Here is a 20,878-nt window from a genome sequence, read left to right on the forward strand (position 1 = left end):
GATCGAGTGGAGAAGGGTGCTAATAGGCATCCTTTTTTATAGGCATAAAAAAACCAGCTTACGCTGGATTTTTTATTGCACCATTTTCTATACTAGAAAATGGTGCCCGGGGCCGGACTCGAACCGGCACGCTTTGTGGGCGGGGGATTTTAAATCCCCTGTGTCTACCTATTTCACCACCCGGGCTTTACCAAATTTGGAGGCGGAGGTCGGAATCGAACCGGCGTCCACGGAGTTGCAGTCCGCTGCATGACCACTCTGCCACCCCGCCTACATTTGGTGATGCACATATTAGCAACCTTTAGAAAAAAAACAATACTGTTTTTAGTGAAGATGAACATAAAAGCAACATCTAGAATAAAATTGTCCAAATAATCATGTATTATTGGCATATTAAATTCATGTCTACCTTGGAGATGTGCTGTGGCATTGGTTTTAGACGGTCGTGCATTAGCAAAGCAAATTGAAGAAAATTTGTCGGTACGTGTTGAGGCTTTAAAAGCTAAAACAGGTCGTACCCCAATTTTGGCGACTATTTTAGTTGGGGATGATGGCGCATCTGCAACTTATGTACGCATGAAAGGAAATGCTTGCCGTCGAGTAGGTATGGACTCTTTAAAAATTGAATTATCAGAAGAAACTACAACAGAACAATTATTAGCAGAAATCGAAAAGCTTAATGCCAATCCAGATGTTCACGGTATTCTTTTACAACATCCAGTACCTGCACAGATTGATGAGCGTGCATGTTTTGATGCGATATCGTTAGCTAAAGATGTCGATGGCGTAACTTGTCTTGGTTTTGGCCGTATGGCAATGGGTGAAGCTGCATATGGTTCAGCAACACCTGCTGGCATTATGACCATTTTAAAAGAAAACAATATCGAAATTGCGGGCAAACATGCAGTTGTTGTTGGCCGTTCTGCAATTTTAGGTAAACCAATGGCAATGATGTTGTTGCAAGCCAATGCAACAGTAACGATTTGCCATTCACGTACTCAAAATTTAGCTGAACTCGTTAAACAGGCTGATATTATTGTTGGTGCTGTAGGTAAAGCCGAACTCATCCAAAAAGATTGGATTAAACAAGGTGCAGTGGTGGTCGATGCTGGTTTTCATCCACGCGATGGCGGTGGTGTAGGCGATATTCAGCTACAAGGTATTGAAGAAATTGCTTCTGCTTACACACCAGTACCGGGTGGTGTTGGTCCAATGACAATTACAACTTTGATTCGTCAAACTGTAGAAGCAGCTGAAAAAGCTTTAGGTTAATTTAATTTATTCACGACGGCGTCCTACCGTTTAACGCAAATGTTAGGAGCTCGTATGTTACTTTTCTTTCGGGATGAGTAGCGAAGCTACGCAAGACCAAAACGGTTGCTGTAATTAAAGCAGTGGAATTGAAGTAACTAGCCACTATCATGCTTTAAGCTACTGTTTTAGTCTTGCTCGCGATGCAGATGATCAAATAGTAATTATAAATTGTTGAGCTTATTTATGAGCTGCACCTTTCAACTTACCAAAGCCCCTGAACATTTACTTCAAGCCTTGCATGAAGTCATTCCTCATTGTGAGTTGATGGTACAACAGTTACCAGAAACACCTATTTCTTTATGGTTGATTCCACCCCTTTTCCCAACTGATCGCTTAGATGATGAGGTTATTCGCCGCATCTGGAATGACACGCCATATTGGATTTTTTGCTGGGCATCTGGTTTAGCAATGGCGCAGTGGCTACTTGCAGAACCACATCATGTTAAAGATAAAGTTGTTCTCGATTTTGGTGCAGGTTCGGGTGTTGTTGCCATTGCAGCTAAAATGGCGGGTGCTAAAAGAGTAATTTGTTGTGATATTGATCGAGTTAGTCTTGCGGCCTGCCGTGAAAATGCTGTGTTAAATGATGTTGAGCTGGAATATCTAGATGATTTATATAAAGCAGAGCAAGTTGATGTTTTATTGGCTGCTGATGTGTTGTATGACCAGTGCAACCGTTTCTTTTTAGATGAATTTTTGAAATTTGCGCCCGAAGTTTGGGTCGCAGATAGCCGCGTTAAAAACTTTAGTCATCCAAAATATCAAAAAATTGATGAAAGAAGTGCATCAACATGGCCAGATCTTGATGAAGCTAAAGAATTTAGAAATGTAAGTTTTTATAAGACGCTGTAAAAGAACAGCGTCTTAATTTAAATTATGAGCAAGTATAACGAACTACTTTTAACGTACTTGGACGTGCTTCAAGTGCTTGGCGAGTCGCATAGTCTTCGCCATTGTTTAAGCTAGGCGTATTCGATAAACCAAATGAGGCACGAGTTTCGCCCAATTGAACGCCATAATGTTCTTGTTGAGCTGGGTTTGAAATCTCATTAATGCTTAGAACTGATAATTTATAAACTTTTTGAGCACCTAATACATTTTGACAAGCGCGTTGCAATTTACGTTCGTCTAACTGCTGATTAGTACGGCTAGCCAATGTATAAGCTAAAGTTGCCGAAGTTTTTGTTTGGTTTTCAATTTGATAGCCAGTTGAGCCATTATATTGTCGAGGGGTGGTCTGACAAGCAGTTAAAATAAACATACTGCTTAATGCCAAACATAAAATACTTCTATTCATCAGTATCATCCTTATATTCTTATCTCTAGTATCTCATAAAACACAACGATTGTTGGGGCTTAATCGCACGATTTAAGCTAACATCAGCTGGCGATATTAACTCTTATTGGTAAAATATTAATGTTCTTTAATTTTTGAATGATGCTTAGTATCTTTCATAAAAATATAAATAATAAGTGAAATGAAGATCATAATACTTACATAAATAAAGTACCAAGATTCATGTCCAGCTTCTTTAAAACTTAAAGCAAAGAACTCGGCCGTACCGCCAAACAATGTATTGGCAATCGCGTAGGGTAAAGCTACCCCTAAAGCCCGAATATGCGCAGGAAAGAGTTCTGCTTTAACCACGGCATTAATTGAAGTGTAGCCAGTTACCATGACTAGGCCTGCCAAGCACAACCAAAAAGCAGTCCAATAATTCTGTGTGGTTGCAAGGGCATTAAATAAAATATAAGTAAATAAAACCCCAGTTACACCAAAGGCAATCATAAGTGGTTTACGCCCGATTCGGTCTGACAAAGCACCGGCTACAGGTTGTAAGCACATGAAAATAAATAGCGCTAAAGTGGTAATTTGAGTGGCTTCGGGTTTTGTAAATCCGGAAGTATTCACTAAATATTTTTGTAGGTACGTGGTGTAGGTATAAAAAGCTAAAGTTCCGCCAGCTGTTAAAAATAATACTGTAAAAGCTTCTTTAGGGTAGTGCTTGAATAAAGCAAACATGCCTGATTCTGGTTGGTCTTTTTCAGCTTGAGCATTTTTAAAAGATTGTGTTTCTAATAAACCACGACGAATACGGAACACAACAATTGCAAGTAAAGCGCCAATAAAGAATGGAATGCGCCATCCCCAATCATGCAACTGTTGTTCGGTTAATACCACTTGTAAGATTAAAAGAACACATAGGGCTGTCAGCTGACCTGCAATTAAAGTTACATATTGGAAGCTTGAGAAAAAACCACGCCGATTTTTTTCAGCCATTTCACTTAAATAAGTGGCACTGGCACCATATTCACCGCCTACGCTTAAGCCTTGAATTAAACGAGCGACGACTAATAAGAGAGGGGCAAATCACCAATACTTTCATAACTTGGCGTCACAGCAATAAGAAGTGAGCCTACACACATTAAAGTAACGGAAAGTGTGAGACCTGCTTTACGTCCTTTGCGGTCTGAATAGATTCCCATAATCCATGCACCGATCGGGCGCATTAAAAAACCTACAGCAAAAATTGCAGCAGCTTGAAGAAGTTGAGCTGTTTGACTTCCTTTTGGGAAAAATGCATGAGCAAAATAGAGTGTAAATGCGGCATATACGTACCAGTCGTACCATTCGACAAGGTTGCCCGCAGAACCACCTAAAATTGATTTTAGGCGAGTTTTTGTATCTAAATTAGAGTGTGGAGTTGTTGCTGTAGAAGGTTGATCAACCATGGGTCGCTCCATGTTTCGCTTGGGTTTAATGCTAAAAAAAGAGAGAAATTATTCTGTTTTTACATATTATCTAGAGGAGTATTTCACTTTATTTTTTTTATGTCTGTAAAACAATGTTTGTTATTTTGAGCAAAGGAATAAGTTAAATCTTTATGTGATTTCAAATTAGTTAATCAGCATATTTTCATAATCTAACTCTAAAATTTCGTATATTATTTTTTCCAAGTAGTCAGAAATTGATAAAGAATGAGCAATGTTTAGGTGATGAAGTCCTGTATATCTTTAAAATAATGATATATTCCAAAGAAAATTTTTGAATAAATACAGTTAGACATGATGTTTTGGCATTGTGAACTAGATGTGTGTGGATAATGAAAGGGACATTCAGATGTCAAATTGCCCAAAAAAATATATTGTTGCTTTTGATCAGGGAACAACAAGCTCAAGAGCAATTGTTTTAGATCATGATGCTAACGTTGTAAGTATTGCTCAAAAAGAATTTACTCAGATTTATCCGCAGCCAGGTTGGGTTGAGCATGATCCTATGGAAATTTGGGCGACGCAAAGTGCTGTTTGGGTAGAAGCTCTAGCTCAAGCTGGTATCAAGAGCGAACAAGTTGCAGCAATTGGGATTACAAATCAGCGGGAAACCACAATTGTATGGGATAAGAAAACAGGAAAGCCTATTTACAATGCAATTGTTTGGCAAAGCCGTCAAACCACAGAAATATGCAATCAATTACAAAAGGCAGGGTGGCAAGAATATATTCGTAAAACAACAGGCTTAGTCATTGATCCTTATTTTTCTGCCACCAAAATAAAATGGATTTTGGACCATGTAGAAGGAAGCCGTGAACGTGCCGAACGAGGGGAGCTGTTGTTTGGTACGGTCGACACGTGGTTAATCTGGAAGTTAACTAATGGCGCAGCCCATGTCACCGATTTTACCAATGCTTCGCGAACAATGCTTTTTGATATTGAAAAGCTCGCATGGGATGAAAAACTTTTACAAGCTTTAGATATTCCCAAAGCAATGCTACCCGAAGTTCGTAGTTCATCTGAGGTGTATGGTTATACCCATACCATTAGTGGACAAGAAGTGGGGATTCCGATTGCAGGTATAGCTGGGGATCAACAAGCTGCACTTTTCGGGCAAATGTGTGTAGAACCCGGACAAGCAAAAAATACCTATGGCACAGGCTGTTTTCTACTCATGAACACAGGTAAAAAGATTGTTCGTTCAGAGCATGGTTTACTAACAACAATTGCGTGTGGTGCAAATGGTGAAGTGAACTATGCCTTAGAGGGCGCCGTGTTTAATGGCGGCTCTTGCGTACAGTGGCTGCGTGATGAGCTAAAAGTAATTAAGAATGCTAAAGACTCTGAGCTTTATGCGACACGTGTAAAAGACAGCAATGGGGTATATGTTGTACCTGCCTTTACAGGTTTAGGTGCTCCCTATTGGGACCCGACAGCGCGCGGGGCGATTTTTGGACTCACTCGTGGAGCGAGCATAGAACATATTATTCGTGCAACTTTAGAGTCAATTGCTTACCAGACAAGAGACGTGCTTGATGCGATGCAGCAAGACGCAGAAGAAGAGCTTCGCACACTTCGAGTGGATGGTGGGGTAACTGCTAATAATTTCTTAATGCAATTTCAGGCTGATATTTTAGCCACTCCAGTTGAAAGACCAACTATGAAAGAAACAACAGCCCTAGGCGCTGCTTTCCTTGCTGGTTTGGCAACAGATTTCTGGCAAGATTTGAATGAATTAAGAAATAAGTCTGCAATAGAAAAAGTTTTCGAACCACGTACTAGCCTTGAAGAAACTGAAGTCATGTATAAGGGGTGGTTGAAGGCAGTTCAGCGTAGTCAAAATTGGGCTGAGGATTGATTTTTTCTTAAATTAATTAAATTGCAGAGTAATCAATGTAGAGTTAATCCAATAGGTATTTAAAATTGATTATTCTGCTTTTTTGATTGTTGTTTTATCAATTTGATGTTTTAATTTTTATAAGATCAACAATAAAAAGAAAATGAGAAATGACAGTACAAACTAATGATTATTCAAAAATATATGATATTGCCGTGGTTGGTGGTGGTATTAATGGCGTGGGTATTGCTAATGATGCAGCAGGCCGAGGATTATCGGTATTTTTATGTGAAAAAGACGATTTGGCTAGTCATACCTCATCTGCAAGCAGTAAATTAATTCATGGTGGTTTACGCTATTTAGAACATAAAGAATTTCGGTTGGTTAGAGAAGCTTTAGCAGAGCGTGAAGTCTTGTTGGCTAAAGCCCCCCATATTATTAAACCAATGCGGTTTATCATGCCTCATCGACCACATTTGCGTCCTGCGTGGTTAATTCGTGCTGGTTTGTTTTTTTATGATCATTTAGGAAAGCGAGAAAAATTATTAGGATCAAATCTTATTTATTTCAAAGAAGATAGCCCCCTAAAACCTGCTATAACGCGTGGCTTTGAATATTCTGACTGTACTGTAGATGATGCACGTCTTGTTGTGTTAAATGCACTACAAGCCAAAGAGAATGGTGCCCAAGTTGTAACACGGACAAGATGTGTTAAGGCTTATAGACAACAAGAACTATGGCATTTGGAACTACAAAGCGGGGCTGAGTTTTATCAAATACGTGCAAAAGCCTTAGTGAATGCAGCAGGCCCTTGGGTTGAAGAAATTATTAGTGAAAACCTACAATTAAAATCGCCATATCAAATTCGCCTGATTCAAGGAAGTCATATTGTTGTGCCTAAACTCTATGATTGCCATAAAGCTTTTATCATGCAAAATGAAGACCGACGTATTGTGTTCGCGATTCCTTATTTAGAACAATACACATTAATAGGTACGACAGATCAGGAATATTTAGATGATCCACAAAAGGTAGAGATTACAGAAGTAGAAATTGATTACCTTTTAACAGTGACAAATTCACATTTTAAAAAGCAGCTTAGTCGAGCCGATATCGTTAGTCAGTTTTCTGGAGTCCGAGCGTTATGTGATGATGAGTCAGATAATCCTTCGGCAGTTACACGTGACTATACTGTGGCACTGCAAGTGGAAGACAAAACAACTCCCTTACTGTCCGTATTTGGTGGAAAAATTACAACCTATCGGAAATTAGCGGAATCTGCCCTAGAGGAACTTAGTCCGTTTTTTCCAGATATGGGGGAGGAGTGGACTGCAAATGAAGTATTACCTGGAGCTGAGAATTGGACCACACTTGAAGATTTAGTTCTAAAGATTCAAAACCAAGTGGAAGGAGTAACCGAGCAACTTGCTACGCGCTGGGCAAATGCCTATGGCTCTAGAATTTGGAATATTTTGCATGAACGAAAAGCTCTTGAGCCGTTAGGACAAGATTTTGGTCATGGTTTATTTGAATCTGAAGTTCAGTATTTATGTGAGAATGAATGGGCAAGTACGGCAGAAGATATATTGTGGCGTAGAACTAAGTTAGGTTTGGCATTTGATGAAAAACAAGTAAAAAATTTGGAAAGCTATTTGGCTGGACGCCGACAAAAAGATGATGCTGCATAATAAAAAAGGCCGCACATGGCGACCTTTTTTATATTTAGCAATTAGAAGCCAGTTTTTACAGCTTCGAGTAAAGCTGTTTGACGTTCTTTTAATGCTTTTGGTAAGCGTTCACCAAGTTTGTTGAATAACTCAGTGTGGCTTTCAATTTCAGTAACCCACTGATCTTTATTTTGAGCTGTGATAAGGTCAAATTCTTCTTTAGAGAAATCAGTACCTTCCCAGTTCAAGTCATCGTAAGTTGGAACTAGACCAATTGGTGTTTCAACAGCATTTGCACGACTTTCACAACGGTCAATGATCCACTCAAGAACACGCATGTTTTGACCGAAACCAGGCCATACGAAGTTACCTTCAGCATCACGGCGGAACCAGTTTACATTGAAGATTTTTGGTAATTTATTACCAGCAGCTTCAGCTTTTGTACTTACTTCTTCACCAAGGCTTAACCAGTGATCGAAGTAGTCAGCCATGTTGTAGCCAGCAAATGGAAGCATTGCAAATGGGTCACGACGAACGATACCTTGTTGACCAACAGCAGCAGCAGTAGTTTCAGAACCCATAGTTGCAGCTTTGTAAACGCCATCAACCCAATCAAAAGCTTCAGAAACTAAAGGAACCGTATCTGCACGGCGACCACCGAAGATAAATGCAGAAATTGGAACACCTGCTGGATTTTCCCAGTCAGCATCGATAGAAGGGCATTGACCAGCAGCAACAGTGAAGCGCGCATTTGGATGAGCAGCTTTTTCACCATTTACATGAGGTTGACCTTTCCAGTTAGTTAAGTCAGTTGGAATTTCTTTAGAAAGACCTTCCCACCATACTTGACCGTCGTTAGTTACCGCAACGTTTGTATAGATAACATCTTTGTGAAGAGTTGCCATACAGTTAGGGTTAGTTTTGGTATTTGTACCAGGTGCAACACCAAAGAAGCCAGCTTCTGGATTGATTGCGTATAGACGACCATCTTCACCTGGTTTGATCCAAGCAATATCGTCACCTACAGTCTCAATTTTCCAGCCTTCATAGCCTGCTGGTGGAATTAACATTGCAAAGTTTGTTTTACCACATGCAGACGGGAATGCTGCAGCGATATAGTGTTTTTCACCTTGTGGGTTAGTCACACCAAGAATAAGCATATGTTCAGCTAACCAACCTTGTTCGCGTCCCATAACAGAAGCGATACGAAGTGCTAAACATTTTTTACCAAGTAATGCGTTACCGCCATAACCAGAACCGTAAGACCAGATTTCACGAGTTTCTGGGTAATGAACGATGTATTTTTCAGGGTTACAAGGCCATGCAACGTCTTTTTGCCCTTCAGCAAGTGGAGCACCTACGGTATGAATACAAGGAATAAATTCGCCGTCTGTACCTAACACGTCATAAACTGCTTTACCCATACGTGCCATTTTGCGCATGCTAACAGCAACGTAAGGAGAGTCAGTTAATTCAATACCGATATGAGCAATATGGCTTCCAAGTGGACCCATAGAGAAAGGTACAACGTACATTGTACGACCTTCCATTGATCCCTCGAACAAACCATTTAACTTTTCACGCATAACAGCTGGTTCTTCCCAGTTGTTTGTCGCACCAGCATCTTCTTTCTTTTGAGAGCAAATGTAAGTACGATCTTCAACACGCGCAACATCAGATGGATCAGAATTTGCAAGATAAGAACCAGGATGTTTTTCTTGGTTTAATTTCTGCATGGTGCCGTTAGCGATCATCAAGTCGATTAGACGTTGATACTCTTCTTCGCTTCCGTCACACCATTCGATTTTTGCTGGTTTGGTTAAGTTTGCAATTTCTTCAACCCATGCGATAAGCTTAGGATGACGAACGAATTCTGGTGCGTTCACTGTGGTCATGGTGAGGCCTATTCAAAATATGTACAACGTACAAGTCATTCATTGAGGTACAATGAAAGATCAAATAAAAAAGTGGCTGTATTAAAGCACAAAATCATAAAAAAAATAAGACTAAAGAATAAGAAATAGATATTTTGGTTTTTAATTTTTTTTGATTCAAATCATATATTTATTGTTTTTTGGTGTATTTTATTCCTTACATTTTTATGTTGTATGTGTGTTATTTATATTATTTATTTTTTTTAAAATCAATAACTTGATGTTTAAATTTTTCTTGAGAATTATTATTGATTAAACAAATGATCATCATTCGAAATTTACATAAAGAGACTTTTATTAGGCGATTTTCTATACAAAATACAAGGTAAATCCTCTTTAAGATAATAAAAATGCGGACTTTAAAACCTCTCTCTATCATCTATAACCAGAAATCGGGTTTTCATGCTTCGAAGCATGAAGATATGTATGAACAATTAATGACTGTACTCACCGATTTTGGTTTTGAAATACAAGTTTTTGAATTATCAGAGGATGTCACCTTTGATGAGTTGATGAACAAAGTCATCCATCGGCATAGTCAAAGTGCAAATTTAGGTGTTGTTGTGGCAGCTGGTGGGGATGGAACGTTAAATGCAGTCGCTTCAAAACTTCGACATACCAATATTCCTATGGGAATTTTACCTTTGGGGACTTTTAACTACGTCGCTAAAGTTTTAGATATTCCTTTAGATTTGTTAGAGGCGGCTGAAGTCATTGCTACAGGTACACCGCGTTCTGTACATATTGCGACTATTAACGATCATATTTATTTGAATAATGCGAGCCTAGGCCTTTATCCTTTATTTATAAAAAAACGTGAGCTCTACAATAAATACTTAGGACGTTTGCCTTTACATGCCTATACCTCGGCTTTGGATGTTTTATTAAGAGAAAATAAATCAATGAAGCTCTCCGTCACGGTTGATGGAAAAAAATATCCAGTTAAAACCCCACTAATTTTCTTTGGTAATAATCAACTGCAACTATGTGATATGAAATTAAGAATTGCTGATTGTGCTGCACAGGGGAGAGTTGCTGGAGTGGTCATTACAAAAAGTGATAGGCTTAGTTTATTACATATGCTTTGGCAATGGATTCAGGGAAAGGTTGAAGAGACAAAAGATGTCTATAGTTTCTGTGCTGATCATGTCATCGTTGAATGTGCCAAAAAATCAAAACTTACTGTAGCTTTAGATGGTGAAATATTAGAAATGAAAACACCATTAAATTTCACTGTAGAAAAGAATGCTCTAAATATTATGGTGCCAAATGTTATTACATCTGTCTGATTTGCATTTTGGAACAGAAATCGAGGCCTGTTTAGATGCGATTCGGCTTTTTTGTAGCCAACATAAACCTGAAGTTATTGTAGTGAGTGGAGATATCACTCAGCGAGCCCGATATAAACAGTTTTATAATTGTCGTCAATTTTTAGATAGTCTTAATATTCCCTATCTTATTGTACCGGGGAATCACGATATTCCTTTGTATCATGTCTGGAATCGTTTTTTTTCTCCATTTACTCGCTATCAATATTTCTTTGGTCAACTTGAGCCTACATTAGAAACTGAGCATTTTTATATCGTTGGCGTAAATAGTATACGCCGCCGTTATCATACTCGTGGACATATTTCGATTGAGCAAATTCAAACGACATATGAGCGATTACAGCAAGGGCCAGCGAATAAAATCAAATTAGTGGTTTTTCATCAGCCTTTTTATACTCCGCCTGATGATGAGCATGGTATTAAAGATTGTCCTGTATTGGGAAAAATGGCTCTTGAGAAATGGAGTAGGACAGGGCTATTTGGTATGTTACATGGGCATTTACATAAAACGGCTGTATATGATTTAACGCAGATTTATCAATTAGCAATAGATCATCCTATTTATGATATTCATGCAGGCACAGCGACATCTAGCCGTTTGCATTATCATGTTCCAAATAGTTTTAATGTCATTTCTAATGAAGGGAAAATTAATCATTATTGGTTTAATTACGATTTAAAGATTTTTCAATTAATTTAACTTATAAAAATTATATAAGACATTTAACTTAAGAGTAGATTGATAAAATTTTATCCATTACAATGCCTAAGCTTTAAATTCTATATATAGGGAATAGGAAAACATTCTAAATGTTTTATCATTTTAAAAATAATATTAATGGATACATAAAAATTTTAACTATATAAAAAGCCGCAATTTTCAAGCAGCTATAATAATGGTTTTAGTATTTTATGGAATTTAATAATATTTTATAAAATGAGTATCTATTTGACTTAATATTTTAGAAGAACTTAATAATTATTTAAAACTTCATGGTGGAAAAATGGTACAAGTATCATTAATGGCAAATAATGCTTCAAAAAATAATATAGTTGATATTGATGTAGGCCAGACAAAAAATATTGTAATAGATCCTAAAACAATCGCAAAACTTGATATAAATCCAGACAAAATTGCTTCAATAACAAGAGATGGAAATAATGCAATTATTCATCTAAAAGATGGAACTGAAATTGTTTTAGAAAACTTTTTTATTAGCGAAAACCCGCAAATTCTTTTAAATGAAGGGCAGAGTTATTGGACTGCCAATTTGGGTGAAGATGCCACCGGACAGACCACCGTTAATTATTTAGAATTAAAAGATGCACCAAAGTTTATAGATTCTTCCTCTTCTGTACCTATCTGGTCTGGAGTAGTCAGTGCGTTAGCGGGCGCAGGAACGATTGCTTTATTGTCACGGGAAGATCCTAAAGATACGACACCCCCTGAGCCAGGTAATTTAATTCTCAAAAATCTTTTAGATTCAGGGGCATCAACAACGGATCAGATTACGCAAGATAAAAACTTCAATTTAAAGCTTGAAGGTCAGGAAAGTGGCAGCCGAGTAACGTATTTGATCTCTACCGATGATGGTAAGACGTGGCAAGAAACAACAGTAGCTCAAAAAGATTTAGTTGACGGAAGTTATCTTTACAAAGCTGTAGTAACAGACCGGGCTGGAAATGCATCGGAAACCACTATACAAAAAATCGTTGTGGATGCCACCGCGCCAAAAGCAGGTGAACTAACTTTATCTGATTTGAGCGATACAGGTGTTTCAGCAACAGATCAGATTACGCAAGATAATAATTTTACTTTGAAGCTAGCTCAACCGGTTGTGATCGGAGAACAAGCTGCGTTACTAGACCATTATGAAATTTCTAAAGATGAAGGAAAAACTTGGCAGGAAACAACAGCTGAACAAAAAGATTTAGCTGATGGTGTTTATCAATATAAAGCTGTGGTGACAGATGTTGCAGGTAATACATCAGAAACTAATGTAAAAAAAGTCGTTGTAGATAATTCTTTAAATATTGAATCAACTACAGTAATTGTAAAGCCGATTACCGAAGACAATACAATAAGCCTAGTTGAAAAAGATCAAGTTATTCCTATAAGACTTGAAGTCGATAATCTACCAACAGATTTAAATAGCTCACTGACTTCAGTAAATACGACATTAAACGATGTTGTTTATAACTTTCATTTCGATGAAGTGACCCAAGAATGGGTTGCTGAAATTCCAGCAGAGTTTCTGTGGTCAGAAGAGTCGCAAACCAATATATCAATTGATATCAGTCTTACTGATCAAGCTGGTAATACAGCGATTATTAAACAGACCCAAACTTATAATGTAGATCATACTCCGAATTCACCAATCCTAGATTCACTAACTGTTAACAATATAGATGGAGCTATCATTTCAGGTAGTGCATATAAAGGAAGCAAGGTCGATATCTACAATAAAAATGGTGATTGGCTTGCAAGTACAATAACTAATGATGAGGGTAAATTTACCTTACAAAACCTTTCAATTAGCTCAAATGATGAGGTTTATGCAGTTGCTACGCATAATGGATACAGCAGTGAAAATTCATCAATTGGACTAGTTGCTGAAGTTCCAGCTCTTAGTATTTTACGAATTAGTCCAGAAGGTGTAATCAGCGGCTATGCTACTGAAGGTAGTCATTTTATTGTAAAAGATCAGAATGGAAATATTCTACAAGAGTTTAACTCTATTGTATTTGATGAGTCAGGTATTACGCCTTTTAGTGTAATGGCATTAGGTGAAGTTAGACCATTTACTTTGTCCCTTGATCAGCCTTTAGAGGAAGGGACTCAAATTATTATCTCTACAGATAAAGATAATGTTTCAGGCCATCCACAATATATTACCGCAGACTATACACCCGCAGTATTTTTAGAAAATCCACAATTTGATATCAGTGGCGAAACTTTATCAGTACATGTCAATGAGCCGAACAGCTTTATTCGTGCATTTTCTGGAGACGGCAATTTAATTGCTACAGGGGTTACAGATGAGCAAGGTTTTGCAAGTTTACCTGTGTTCCAGTTTTTAAAAGAAGGTGAATCGGTTACCGTACAAGTAGTAGATAAAAATCAAAATACGAGTGAAGCCCTAATCGAAGTTCCAAACTTTGCTTATATTCCATATGTTGAACGTATTACACAAGAAGGCTTAATTTCTGGATTTGCTGAAAATAATAGTACAGTAATCGTGCGTGATGCTGACGGTAATGAATTAGGAAAAGTTACAATAGGTGATGACAATAGTTGGAATGAATTTAGTCATTTTAGCTTGAGTGTAAACCGTCCTTTAATTGATGGAGAGCAGATTTCTGTTCAAATTATTGATAATAAAGGTTTGATGAGCCCTGAGCAGAATATTGTTGTAGATCTGACTCCTCCACCTGTTCCAACAGATTTAAATTTCAATGATGCTGGTGATTTAGTTTATGGTCATGCAGAACCTTTCTCTGAAATTTTGGTTAAAGATGGACAAGGAAACATTCTTAATAAATGGTTTTGGAATAACTGGACCGACGAGAGTGGAAGTTTCTCGATAGAACTAGGTATGTTTTTAACTAATGCTGAGACAATTTATGTTACGGCTACAGATGTAAATGGAAATATAAGTTTAGCTGCTCAGATACAGGCGCCTAACTATGCTTTTGCCCCATATGTAGATAGCTTTACTTCGGACGGAGTGATAAGTGGGCAAGCTGAAAATAATAGTACTCTCGTTGTTAAAGATGCCAAAGGTGAAGTCGTAGCTGAAATTAAAGTCGGTGAAGATAACGGCTGGAATGGATCAAGTTATTTTAAACTCCAGCTTGATCGTCCTCTTGTTGATGGTGAGCAGTTGTTCTTATCAATTAAGGATGCCCGTGGACAAGTAAGCACCGATACTGTAATTACCGCTGATACAGTTGCTCCTACACCAGCCAGTAATTTAGTTTTCTCAGAAGATGGTTCATATCTTACGGGTGTAGCAGAACTGAATACTACGATTCAGGTTTTTGATCATAATGGTCAGCCATTGAATATATGGAATAATACCGTCAACTCGGACGGTACATTTACTGTTTTCTTAGGTAGCAATAATTTACATGGAGAGGCATTCACAGTCACTGTTAAAGACCAAGCAGGAAATGTGAGTGAAGCTGTTTCAATTAAAGCTCCACTTGATGATATTGCGCCAAATCCAATTAAAAATATGTTACTTGATGCAAACGGTCAAAACTTTACAGCGCAAGCAGAAGCAAATAGTCAGATTGAAGTTTTTGATTCATTGGGTAATCAGACGGGTTGGGGCTCTACAGATAGTGCTGGTAATGTCTCAGGCTCTTTCAATCAAACCTATTTACATGGTGAAGAACTCACTTTTATTGTTATAGATCGAGTGGGTAACCGCAGTGTCGAATTTAAGCAAAATGCTTTAATTGATACCATTGCACCAAATGCGATTGAAAATATCATCTTTAACGAAAATGGCCAAAGCTTTACAGCTCAGGCAGAAGCTGGAAGCTCTATTGATGTATTAGATCAGGCTGGAAATAAGATTGGTTTTGGCTATACCGATAGCTCAGGTAATGTATCTGGTTATTTTCAGCAAGTTTACTTACATGGTGAGGAACTTACTTTTGTCGTGATTGATCGAGCTGGTAACCGTAGTGCAGAGATCAAGCAGAATGCTTTGAATGACGATGCCGCGCCAAATCCCATTGAAAATATTGTATTAGATATCAATGGTCAGAACTTTACAGCTCAGGCTGAAGCAAATAGCCAGATTGAAATTAAAAATGCCAATGGTGATGTCATCGGCTATGGTTCCGCAGATAGCTCCGGCAATGTTTCTGGTTACTTGTATCAGGTCTATTTACATGGCGAAGAGCTCACTTTTGTTGTCGTTGACCGAGCAGGTAACCGTAGTGCAGAGGTCAAGCAGAATGCTTTGATTGATGATATTGCACCAAATGCGATTGAAAATATTGTACTCGACTCAAATGGACAGAACTTTACGGCACAAGCAGAAGCAAACACTCAAGTTGAAGTTAGAAATGCTGCGGGTGAGGTCATCGGTTCTGGTTATGTAGATGGTGCTGGTAATGTCTCAGGTTATTTGAATCAGATTTATTTAAAAGGTGAGGAACTCACTTTTATTGTAATTGACCGAGCGGGTAATCGTAGTGCTGAAGTCAAGCAAAATGCTTTAACAGATGATGTTGTACCAAATCCGATTGAAAATATTGTATTTGATATCAATGGACACAACTTTACAGCTCAGGCAGAAGCAAACACTCAGATTGAAATCAAAAATTCTGTTGGTGAAGTCATAGGATATGGTTCAACCGATAGCATGGGTAATGTTTCAGGTTACTTATATCAGGTTCATTTACATGGAGAAGAGCTCACTTTTGTTGTAGTTGACCGAGCTGGTAACCGAAGTGCAGAGGTCAAACAAAATGCCTTGATTGATGATATTGCACCAAATGCGATTGAAAACATCATCTTCAATGAAAACGGTCAAAACTTTACAGCGCAAGCTGAAGCAAATACTCAAGTTGAAGTTAAAAATGCTGTGGGTGAGGTTGTAGGTTTAGGTTATGTAGATAGTGCTGGTAATGTCTCAGGATACTTGAATCAAATTTACTTAAAAGGTGAGGAACTTACTTTTGTTGTGATTGATCAAGCCGGTAATCGCAGCGTTGAAGTAAAACAAACAGCCTTTCTTGATAATACTGCACCGGAAAATGCAACTAATTTAATATTTAGTGAAGATGGTTCATTTCTAACTGGTATGGCTGAGCCAAATGCTACGATTCAGATATTTGATCAGAATGGTCAATTAGTAAATCTTTGGAATAATAATGTTAATTGGGATGGAACATTTAGCGTCTCATTAGATACTAATTACTTGCATGGCGAAGAATTTAAGGTAGTTGTAGTAGATCGGGCTGGTAATTTGAGTAGCGCGGTTACTGTAAAAGCGCCACTTGATGATATTGCTCCCATGGCTGCAAGTAATCTCACGTTCAGTGAAGATGGTTCCTCTCTTTCTGGTGTAGCTGAGTTAAATACCTTTATCCAGATTTTTGATCAGAATGATCAACAGGTGAATACGTGGAGTCAGAGTGTAAATGCTGATGGTACATTCAACATTTCTCTAGGTAACTACAATTTACATGGTGAAGAATTTACAGTCATTGTTAAAGACCGAGCTGGAAATATGAGTGAAGCTGTTTCAGTTAAGGCTCCACTTGATGATGTTGCACCAAACCAAATTAAAAATATTGTATTTGATACGAATGGTCAAAATTTTACAGCACAGGCAGAAGCCAATACTCAGGTCGAAGTTAAAAATGCTGCAGGTGAGATTATCGGTTCTGGTTATGTGGATGATGCTGGTAATGTGACAGGTTACTTGTATCAAGTCTATTTACATGGAGAAGAATTAACTTTCGTTGTCATAGATAGAGTGGGTAACCGTAGTGATGAAGTGAAGTTAAATGCTTTGATGGATACCATTGGACCAAATCCGATTGAAAATATTACCTTTAATGAAAATGGTCAAAGCTTTACGGCACAAGCAGAAGCAAATAGTTTTATTGGGGTCAAAAATGCTGCGGGTGAGTTTGTCGGTTATGGTTATGTCGATAGCACTGGTAATGTGATAGGTCACTTTAGCCAAGTTTATTTAAAAGGTGAGGAACTCACTTTTATCGTTATAGATAAAGCAGGCAATCAAAGTATTGAATTTAAGCAAAGTGCTTTGATTGATAATGTTGCACCAAATCCGATTGAAAACATCGTCTTGAATGAAAATGGTCAAAACTTTACAGCGCAAGCGGAAGCAGATAGTCGAATCGAAGTTAAAAATGCTGTTGGTGAGGTGGTGGGATCTGGTTCAACCGATAGCATGGGTAATGTTTCTGGTTACTTGTATCAGGTCTATTTACATGGCGAAGAGCTCACTTTTGTTGTCGTTGACCGAGCGGGGAACCTTAGTACAGAGGTCAAGCAGAATGCTTTGATTGATGATACCGCACCAAATCAGATTGAGAATATTGTGCTCGACTCTCACGGTCAAAACTTTACGGCGCAAGCAGAAGTAAATACTCGGATTGAAGTCAAAAATGCTGCGGGTGAGGTGATAGGTTCTGGTTATGTAGATGGTGCGGGTAATGTGTCAGGTTATTTTAATCAAGTCTATTTACATGGAGAGGAATTAACTTTCATCGTTGTAGATATAGCAGGTAACCGAAGTATTGAGGTTAAACAAAATGCTTTAATTGATGATGTCGCACCGCCAGCTGCTGCAAATATTACATTAGCCTCAGACGGATTGCTTTTTGGTGAGGCTGAACCAAATACAACTGTTGAAATTATTGATCAATATGGTGCAGTTATCACAACAATGTATGTTGGATATGATGGAAAATTTTATCAATGGATCAATCTGAGTCAATATCAGACACAAAATTTGAGTATTGTTGTCAAAGATATTGCTGGCAACCGAAGTGAAGTTGTTCATCAGTTAGTACCTGTATTTACGAACTCACCAATTGCTGCAACAGAGCTAAAATTGGATGTTGATGGCCATATTCTTACAGGTAAGGCGACAGTAGGAATGACGATTGTTGTTACATCCGCGGATGGTCAAAGCATTAATTGGGGGTGGAACAGTGTCGTGAACGAAGATGGTAGTTTTGCTATTGAGTTAAATGACTATTATCTAAAGGGACAGATATTACAAGTTCGAGTTTATGACCAAAATACCAATCAATATAGCCCAATCTCTGAAATTATTGCGCCTTTAGACAATATTGCTCCAGTGATTGACGATGTGGTGATTAACAATGATGGTCAGGGAATTTCAGGCCACACTGATTCAAAAGCAATCATTCAGGTAATGGATGCGGATGGGAATTTACGAGCAGAATCTCAATCGGATGAATTAGGATATTTCAATGCTAATATTTATCCACCTATATTACGTGGAGAGCAATTATTTATCACGGTAATAGATTTAGCCAAAAATATAAGTACACCATTGAATATTACTTTTAATGCAGATACTAATGCACCTCCATCAGCAGAGCATATTGTTGTTTCTGAAAATGGTTTGTTTATTGAGGGGACTGCTTTAGCAAGTAGTTATGTATATATTTTTGATGTGTATACTAATCATATTGGTGGTGGTTCTGTAGATGAAACAGGACACTTTAATATCCAGTTGTACTCACCTCAGGTGAGTGGACAGACCTTACGCATTGTTGTGGAACAAAATGGCTATCTAAGCACTTACACCGAAATTACCGCACCTATAGATATCGTCGCACCAAATGCAGCAACTCAGCTTGTCTTAGAAGATGGAAATGTACTTTCAGGACAAGCGGAAGCATATTCAACTGTTAATATTTTTGATGATAATAATTTAGTTGGTCAAACTACTGTCAGAAATGATGGAAGTTTCACAACATACTTATGGTCACAATATTGGCATGGTGAAACATTGACGGTAAAAGTAGTTGATGCCAATCAAAATGAGAGTGAGGGTACAACGGTTGTTGCTATAAATGATACAACAGCACCGAATGTAGCCACACAGCTTGCTATGAAGGGATGGGATGAGCTCACGGGGCATGCAGAAAGTAAGGCTACTCTTGAAGTTACATATCATTTTGCTGATCAAGAACCTTTTGTAACAAATACTATGGTCATGGCAGATGGAACTTTCTCTACTTATATGTATGAGAATGCGACATCATTTGATATTACTGTTATTGATCGTGCAGGAAATCGTAGTGAAACTATCAGCAAAGCGATTAATGATTTACCTAAGATCACGGTTGATCAGTTTATAGGTGATGCTACAGATAATACTTATATCATTGATACTATAGGTGATTTTGTTCAAGAATATATTGTTGAGCCGTATGCAACATATAAAGATGTTTGGATTGATGATAGCTATACATATCCAGAATGGGTCACTGAAGGTCATTATGAACAGATATGGTTTGTTGATGGTTATTATGATTCACAATGGGTCACAAGCGGTTATTCAACTGTACAAAAAATATATATAAATCAGGATAATATAACTTATATAGATAATGGAACATCAGAGAGCGACTATAGTCGATATGAACAACAATATTATGATTTTGCGAATGGACAATGGCAAGAAGGTTATGAATTGACCTATATACGTTCAGACGAAGGCTGGGTTGATACTAGTCATTATGAAGACGTTTATGTTGATCTGAGTCGTTATGAAGATGTTTGGGTAGATACTAGCCACTATCAAGATGTTTTCGTAGAAAGCGGTTATTGGCAGAGTCAACTTGTTGAATCTGGCTACAGAGATGTTGATTTTGGTGGACACGATAAAATAATTAGCTCTGTTAGTTATAGTTTGGTTGGATATTCTGATTGGTCGACAGGTCTAGAAAGCGGGCGTTATGTAGAAGACTTGGAGTTGGTTGGTTCTGCTCATCTGAATGCAACAGGTAATGCTTTAGATAATCTTTTAACAGGTAACTCTGGTAATAACGTTTTGAATGGGCGTGAAGGTAACGATACCTATATGACTAATGACGGTGCTGATACCATTTTGTTCCAATTGCTAAATAGCCAAGATGCGACTGGCGGGAATGGACACGACACGGTGTTAGATTTTACTTTAGGTGATGTAAGAACTGACCTCCAAGCTGACAAAATTAATTTAAGTGAACTATTAATTGACTATTCTAGAGATCCGAGCACATTAGCTAAATTTATTACTGTAGAACAAGATGCTGGAAATACGACTATTAGTCTTGACCGAGATGGTGAGGGTACAATATTTAGTAGTATTTCATTGATTACTTTAAATCATGTAAATACAACCTTGGATGAACTGTTGAATAATCAGCAAATCATTGTTTAATATTATTATTTTTATTAATAAAAGAGGCTATGAAAATAGCCTCTTTTATTTTGTGCTTTAATTTTAATAA

Annotated in this window: 9 protein-coding genes, 2 tRNA genes and 1 pseudogene; 7 read left to right on the forward strand and 5 right to left on the reverse strand. The window is 37.8% G+C overall.

Annotated elements, in window-relative coordinates; genetic code table 11:
* Window positions 1–100: 100 nt before the first annotated feature.
* Together F935_RS01405 and F935_RS01410 are read right to left on the reverse strand one after the other, a co-directional pair.
* Window positions 101–186 (reverse strand) — tRNA-Leu (locus F935_RS01405).
* An 11-nt stretch (window positions 187–197) separates the two neighbouring features.
* Window positions 198–271 (reverse strand) — tRNA-Cys (locus F935_RS01410).
* A gap of 152 nt (window positions 272–423) precedes the next feature.
* Between F935_RS01410 and folD the strand changes: the two genes are divergently transcribed.
* Together folD and F935_RS01420 are read left to right on the forward strand one after the other, a co-directional pair.
* Window positions 424–1,272 carry a bifunctional methylenetetrahydrofolate dehydrogenase/methenyltetrahydrofolate cyclohydrolase FolD gene (folD, locus tag F935_RS01415; RefSeq protein ID WP_016137266.1) on the forward strand — a complete coding sequence of 283 codons (849 nt, stop codon included), beginning with the start codon at window positions 424–426 and terminating at the stop codon, window positions 1,270–1,272.
* A gap of 225 nt (window positions 1,273–1,497) precedes the next feature.
* Window positions 1,498–2,166 (forward strand): class I SAM-dependent methyltransferase, encoded by a 669-nt coding sequence (locus F935_RS01420; RefSeq protein WP_016137267.1) that lies wholly within the window; start codon window positions 1,498–1,500, stop codon window positions 2,164–2,166.
* Window positions 2,167–2,188: 22 nt separating this feature from the next.
* Here F935_RS01420 and F935_RS01425 read toward each other — a convergent pair whose 3' ends face one another.
* Together F935_RS01425 and F935_RS01430 are read right to left on the reverse strand one after the other, a co-directional pair.
* Window positions 2,189–2,611: a hypothetical protein gene (locus F935_RS01425; RefSeq protein WP_003650088.1), complete on the reverse strand. Its 423-nt coding sequence runs from the start codon at window positions 2,609–2,611 to the stop codon at window positions 2,189–2,191.
* Window positions 2,612–2,728: 117 nt separating this feature from the next.
* Window positions 2,729–4,059: pseudogene (locus F935_RS01430) on the reverse strand (MFS transporter).
* Window positions 4,060–4,435: 376 nt separating this feature from the next.
* Here F935_RS01430 and glpK point away from each other — a divergent pair.
* Complete coding sequence (gene glpK, locus F935_RS01435) at window positions 4,436–5,944, forward strand: glycerol kinase GlpK (RefSeq protein WP_016137270.1); 1,509 nt, start codon at window positions 4,436–4,438, stop codon at window positions 5,942–5,944.
* Window positions 5,945–6,093: 149 nt separating this feature from the next.
* Window positions 6,094–7,611 carry a glycerol-3-phosphate dehydrogenase gene (glpD, locus tag F935_RS01440; RefSeq protein WP_016137271.1) on the forward strand — a complete coding sequence of 506 codons (1,518 nt, stop codon included), beginning with the start codon at window positions 6,094–6,096 and terminating at the stop codon, window positions 7,609–7,611.
* 41 nt (window positions 7,612–7,652) lie between these two features.
* Here glpD and F935_RS01445 read toward each other — a convergent pair whose 3' ends face one another.
* A complete protein-coding gene (locus tag F935_RS01445) occupies window positions 7,653–9,485 on the reverse strand; it encodes a phosphoenolpyruvate carboxykinase (GTP) (RefSeq protein WP_016137272.1) in 1,833 nt (610 codons plus the stop codon).
* A 389-nt stretch (window positions 9,486–9,874) separates the two neighbouring features.
* On the opposite strand from F935_RS01445, the gene F935_RS01450 reads away from it, so the two are divergent.
* From F935_RS01450 to F935_RS01460, 3 genes are all read left to right on the forward strand, one after another.
* On the forward strand, window positions 9,875–10,813 hold the full coding sequence (locus tag F935_RS01450; RefSeq protein WP_016137273.1) for a diacylglycerol/lipid kinase family protein: 939 nt from the start codon (window positions 9,875–9,877) through the stop codon (window positions 10,811–10,813).
* Window positions 10,794–11,552 carry a metallophosphoesterase family protein gene (locus F935_RS01455; RefSeq protein ID WP_016137274.1) on the forward strand — a complete coding sequence of 253 codons (759 nt, stop codon included), beginning with the start codon at window positions 10,794–10,796 and terminating at the stop codon, window positions 11,550–11,552. The genes F935_RS01450 and F935_RS01455 overlap by 20 nt, the downstream gene beginning before the upstream one ends.
* A gap of 304 nt (window positions 11,553–11,856) precedes the next feature.
* Window positions 11,857–20,808: an Ig-like domain-containing protein gene (locus F935_RS01460; RefSeq protein WP_016137275.1), complete on the forward strand. Its 8,952-nt coding sequence runs from the start codon at window positions 11,857–11,859 to the stop codon at window positions 20,806–20,808.
* Window positions 20,809–20,878 lie beyond the last annotated feature (70 nt).

This window comes from Acinetobacter calcoaceticus ANC 3811 (assembly GCF_000399665.1).
GTDB classification, from domain to species: domain Bacteria; phylum Pseudomonadota; class Gammaproteobacteria; order Pseudomonadales; family Moraxellaceae; genus Acinetobacter; species Acinetobacter calcoaceticus_B.

What these genes read in the sequence shown, in the direction of transcription:
- glpD (WP_016137271.1), top strand. Translation starts at nt 6,094, where the DNA reads ATGACAGTACAAACTAATGATTATTCAAAAATATATGATATTGCCGTG.
- F935_RS01460 (WP_016137275.1), top strand. Translation starts at nt 11,857, where the DNA reads ATGGTACAAGTATCATTAATGGCAAATAATGCTTCAAAAAATAATATA.
- F935_RS01450 (WP_016137273.1), top strand. Translation starts at nt 9,875, where the DNA reads ATGCGGACTTTAAAACCTCTCTCTATCATCTATAACCAGAAATCGGGT.
- glpK (WP_016137270.1), top strand. Translation starts at nt 4,436, where the DNA reads ATGTCAAATTGCCCAAAAAAATATATTGTTGCTTTTGATCAGGGAACA.
- F935_RS01455 (WP_016137274.1), top strand. Translation starts at nt 10,794, where the DNA reads ATGTTATTACATCTGTCTGATTTGCATTTTGGAACAGAAATCGAGGCC.
- F935_RS01445 (WP_016137272.1), bottom strand. Translation starts at nt 9,485, where the DNA reads ATGACCACAGTGAACGCACCAGAATTCGTTCGTCATCCTAAGCTTATC.
- F935_RS01425 (WP_003650088.1), bottom strand. Translation starts at nt 2,611, where the DNA reads ATGAATAGAAGTATTTTATGTTTGGCATTAAGCAGTATGTTTATTTTA.
- F935_RS01420 (WP_016137267.1), top strand. Translation starts at nt 1,498, where the DNA reads ATGAGCTGCACCTTTCAACTTACCAAAGCCCCTGAACATTTACTTCAA.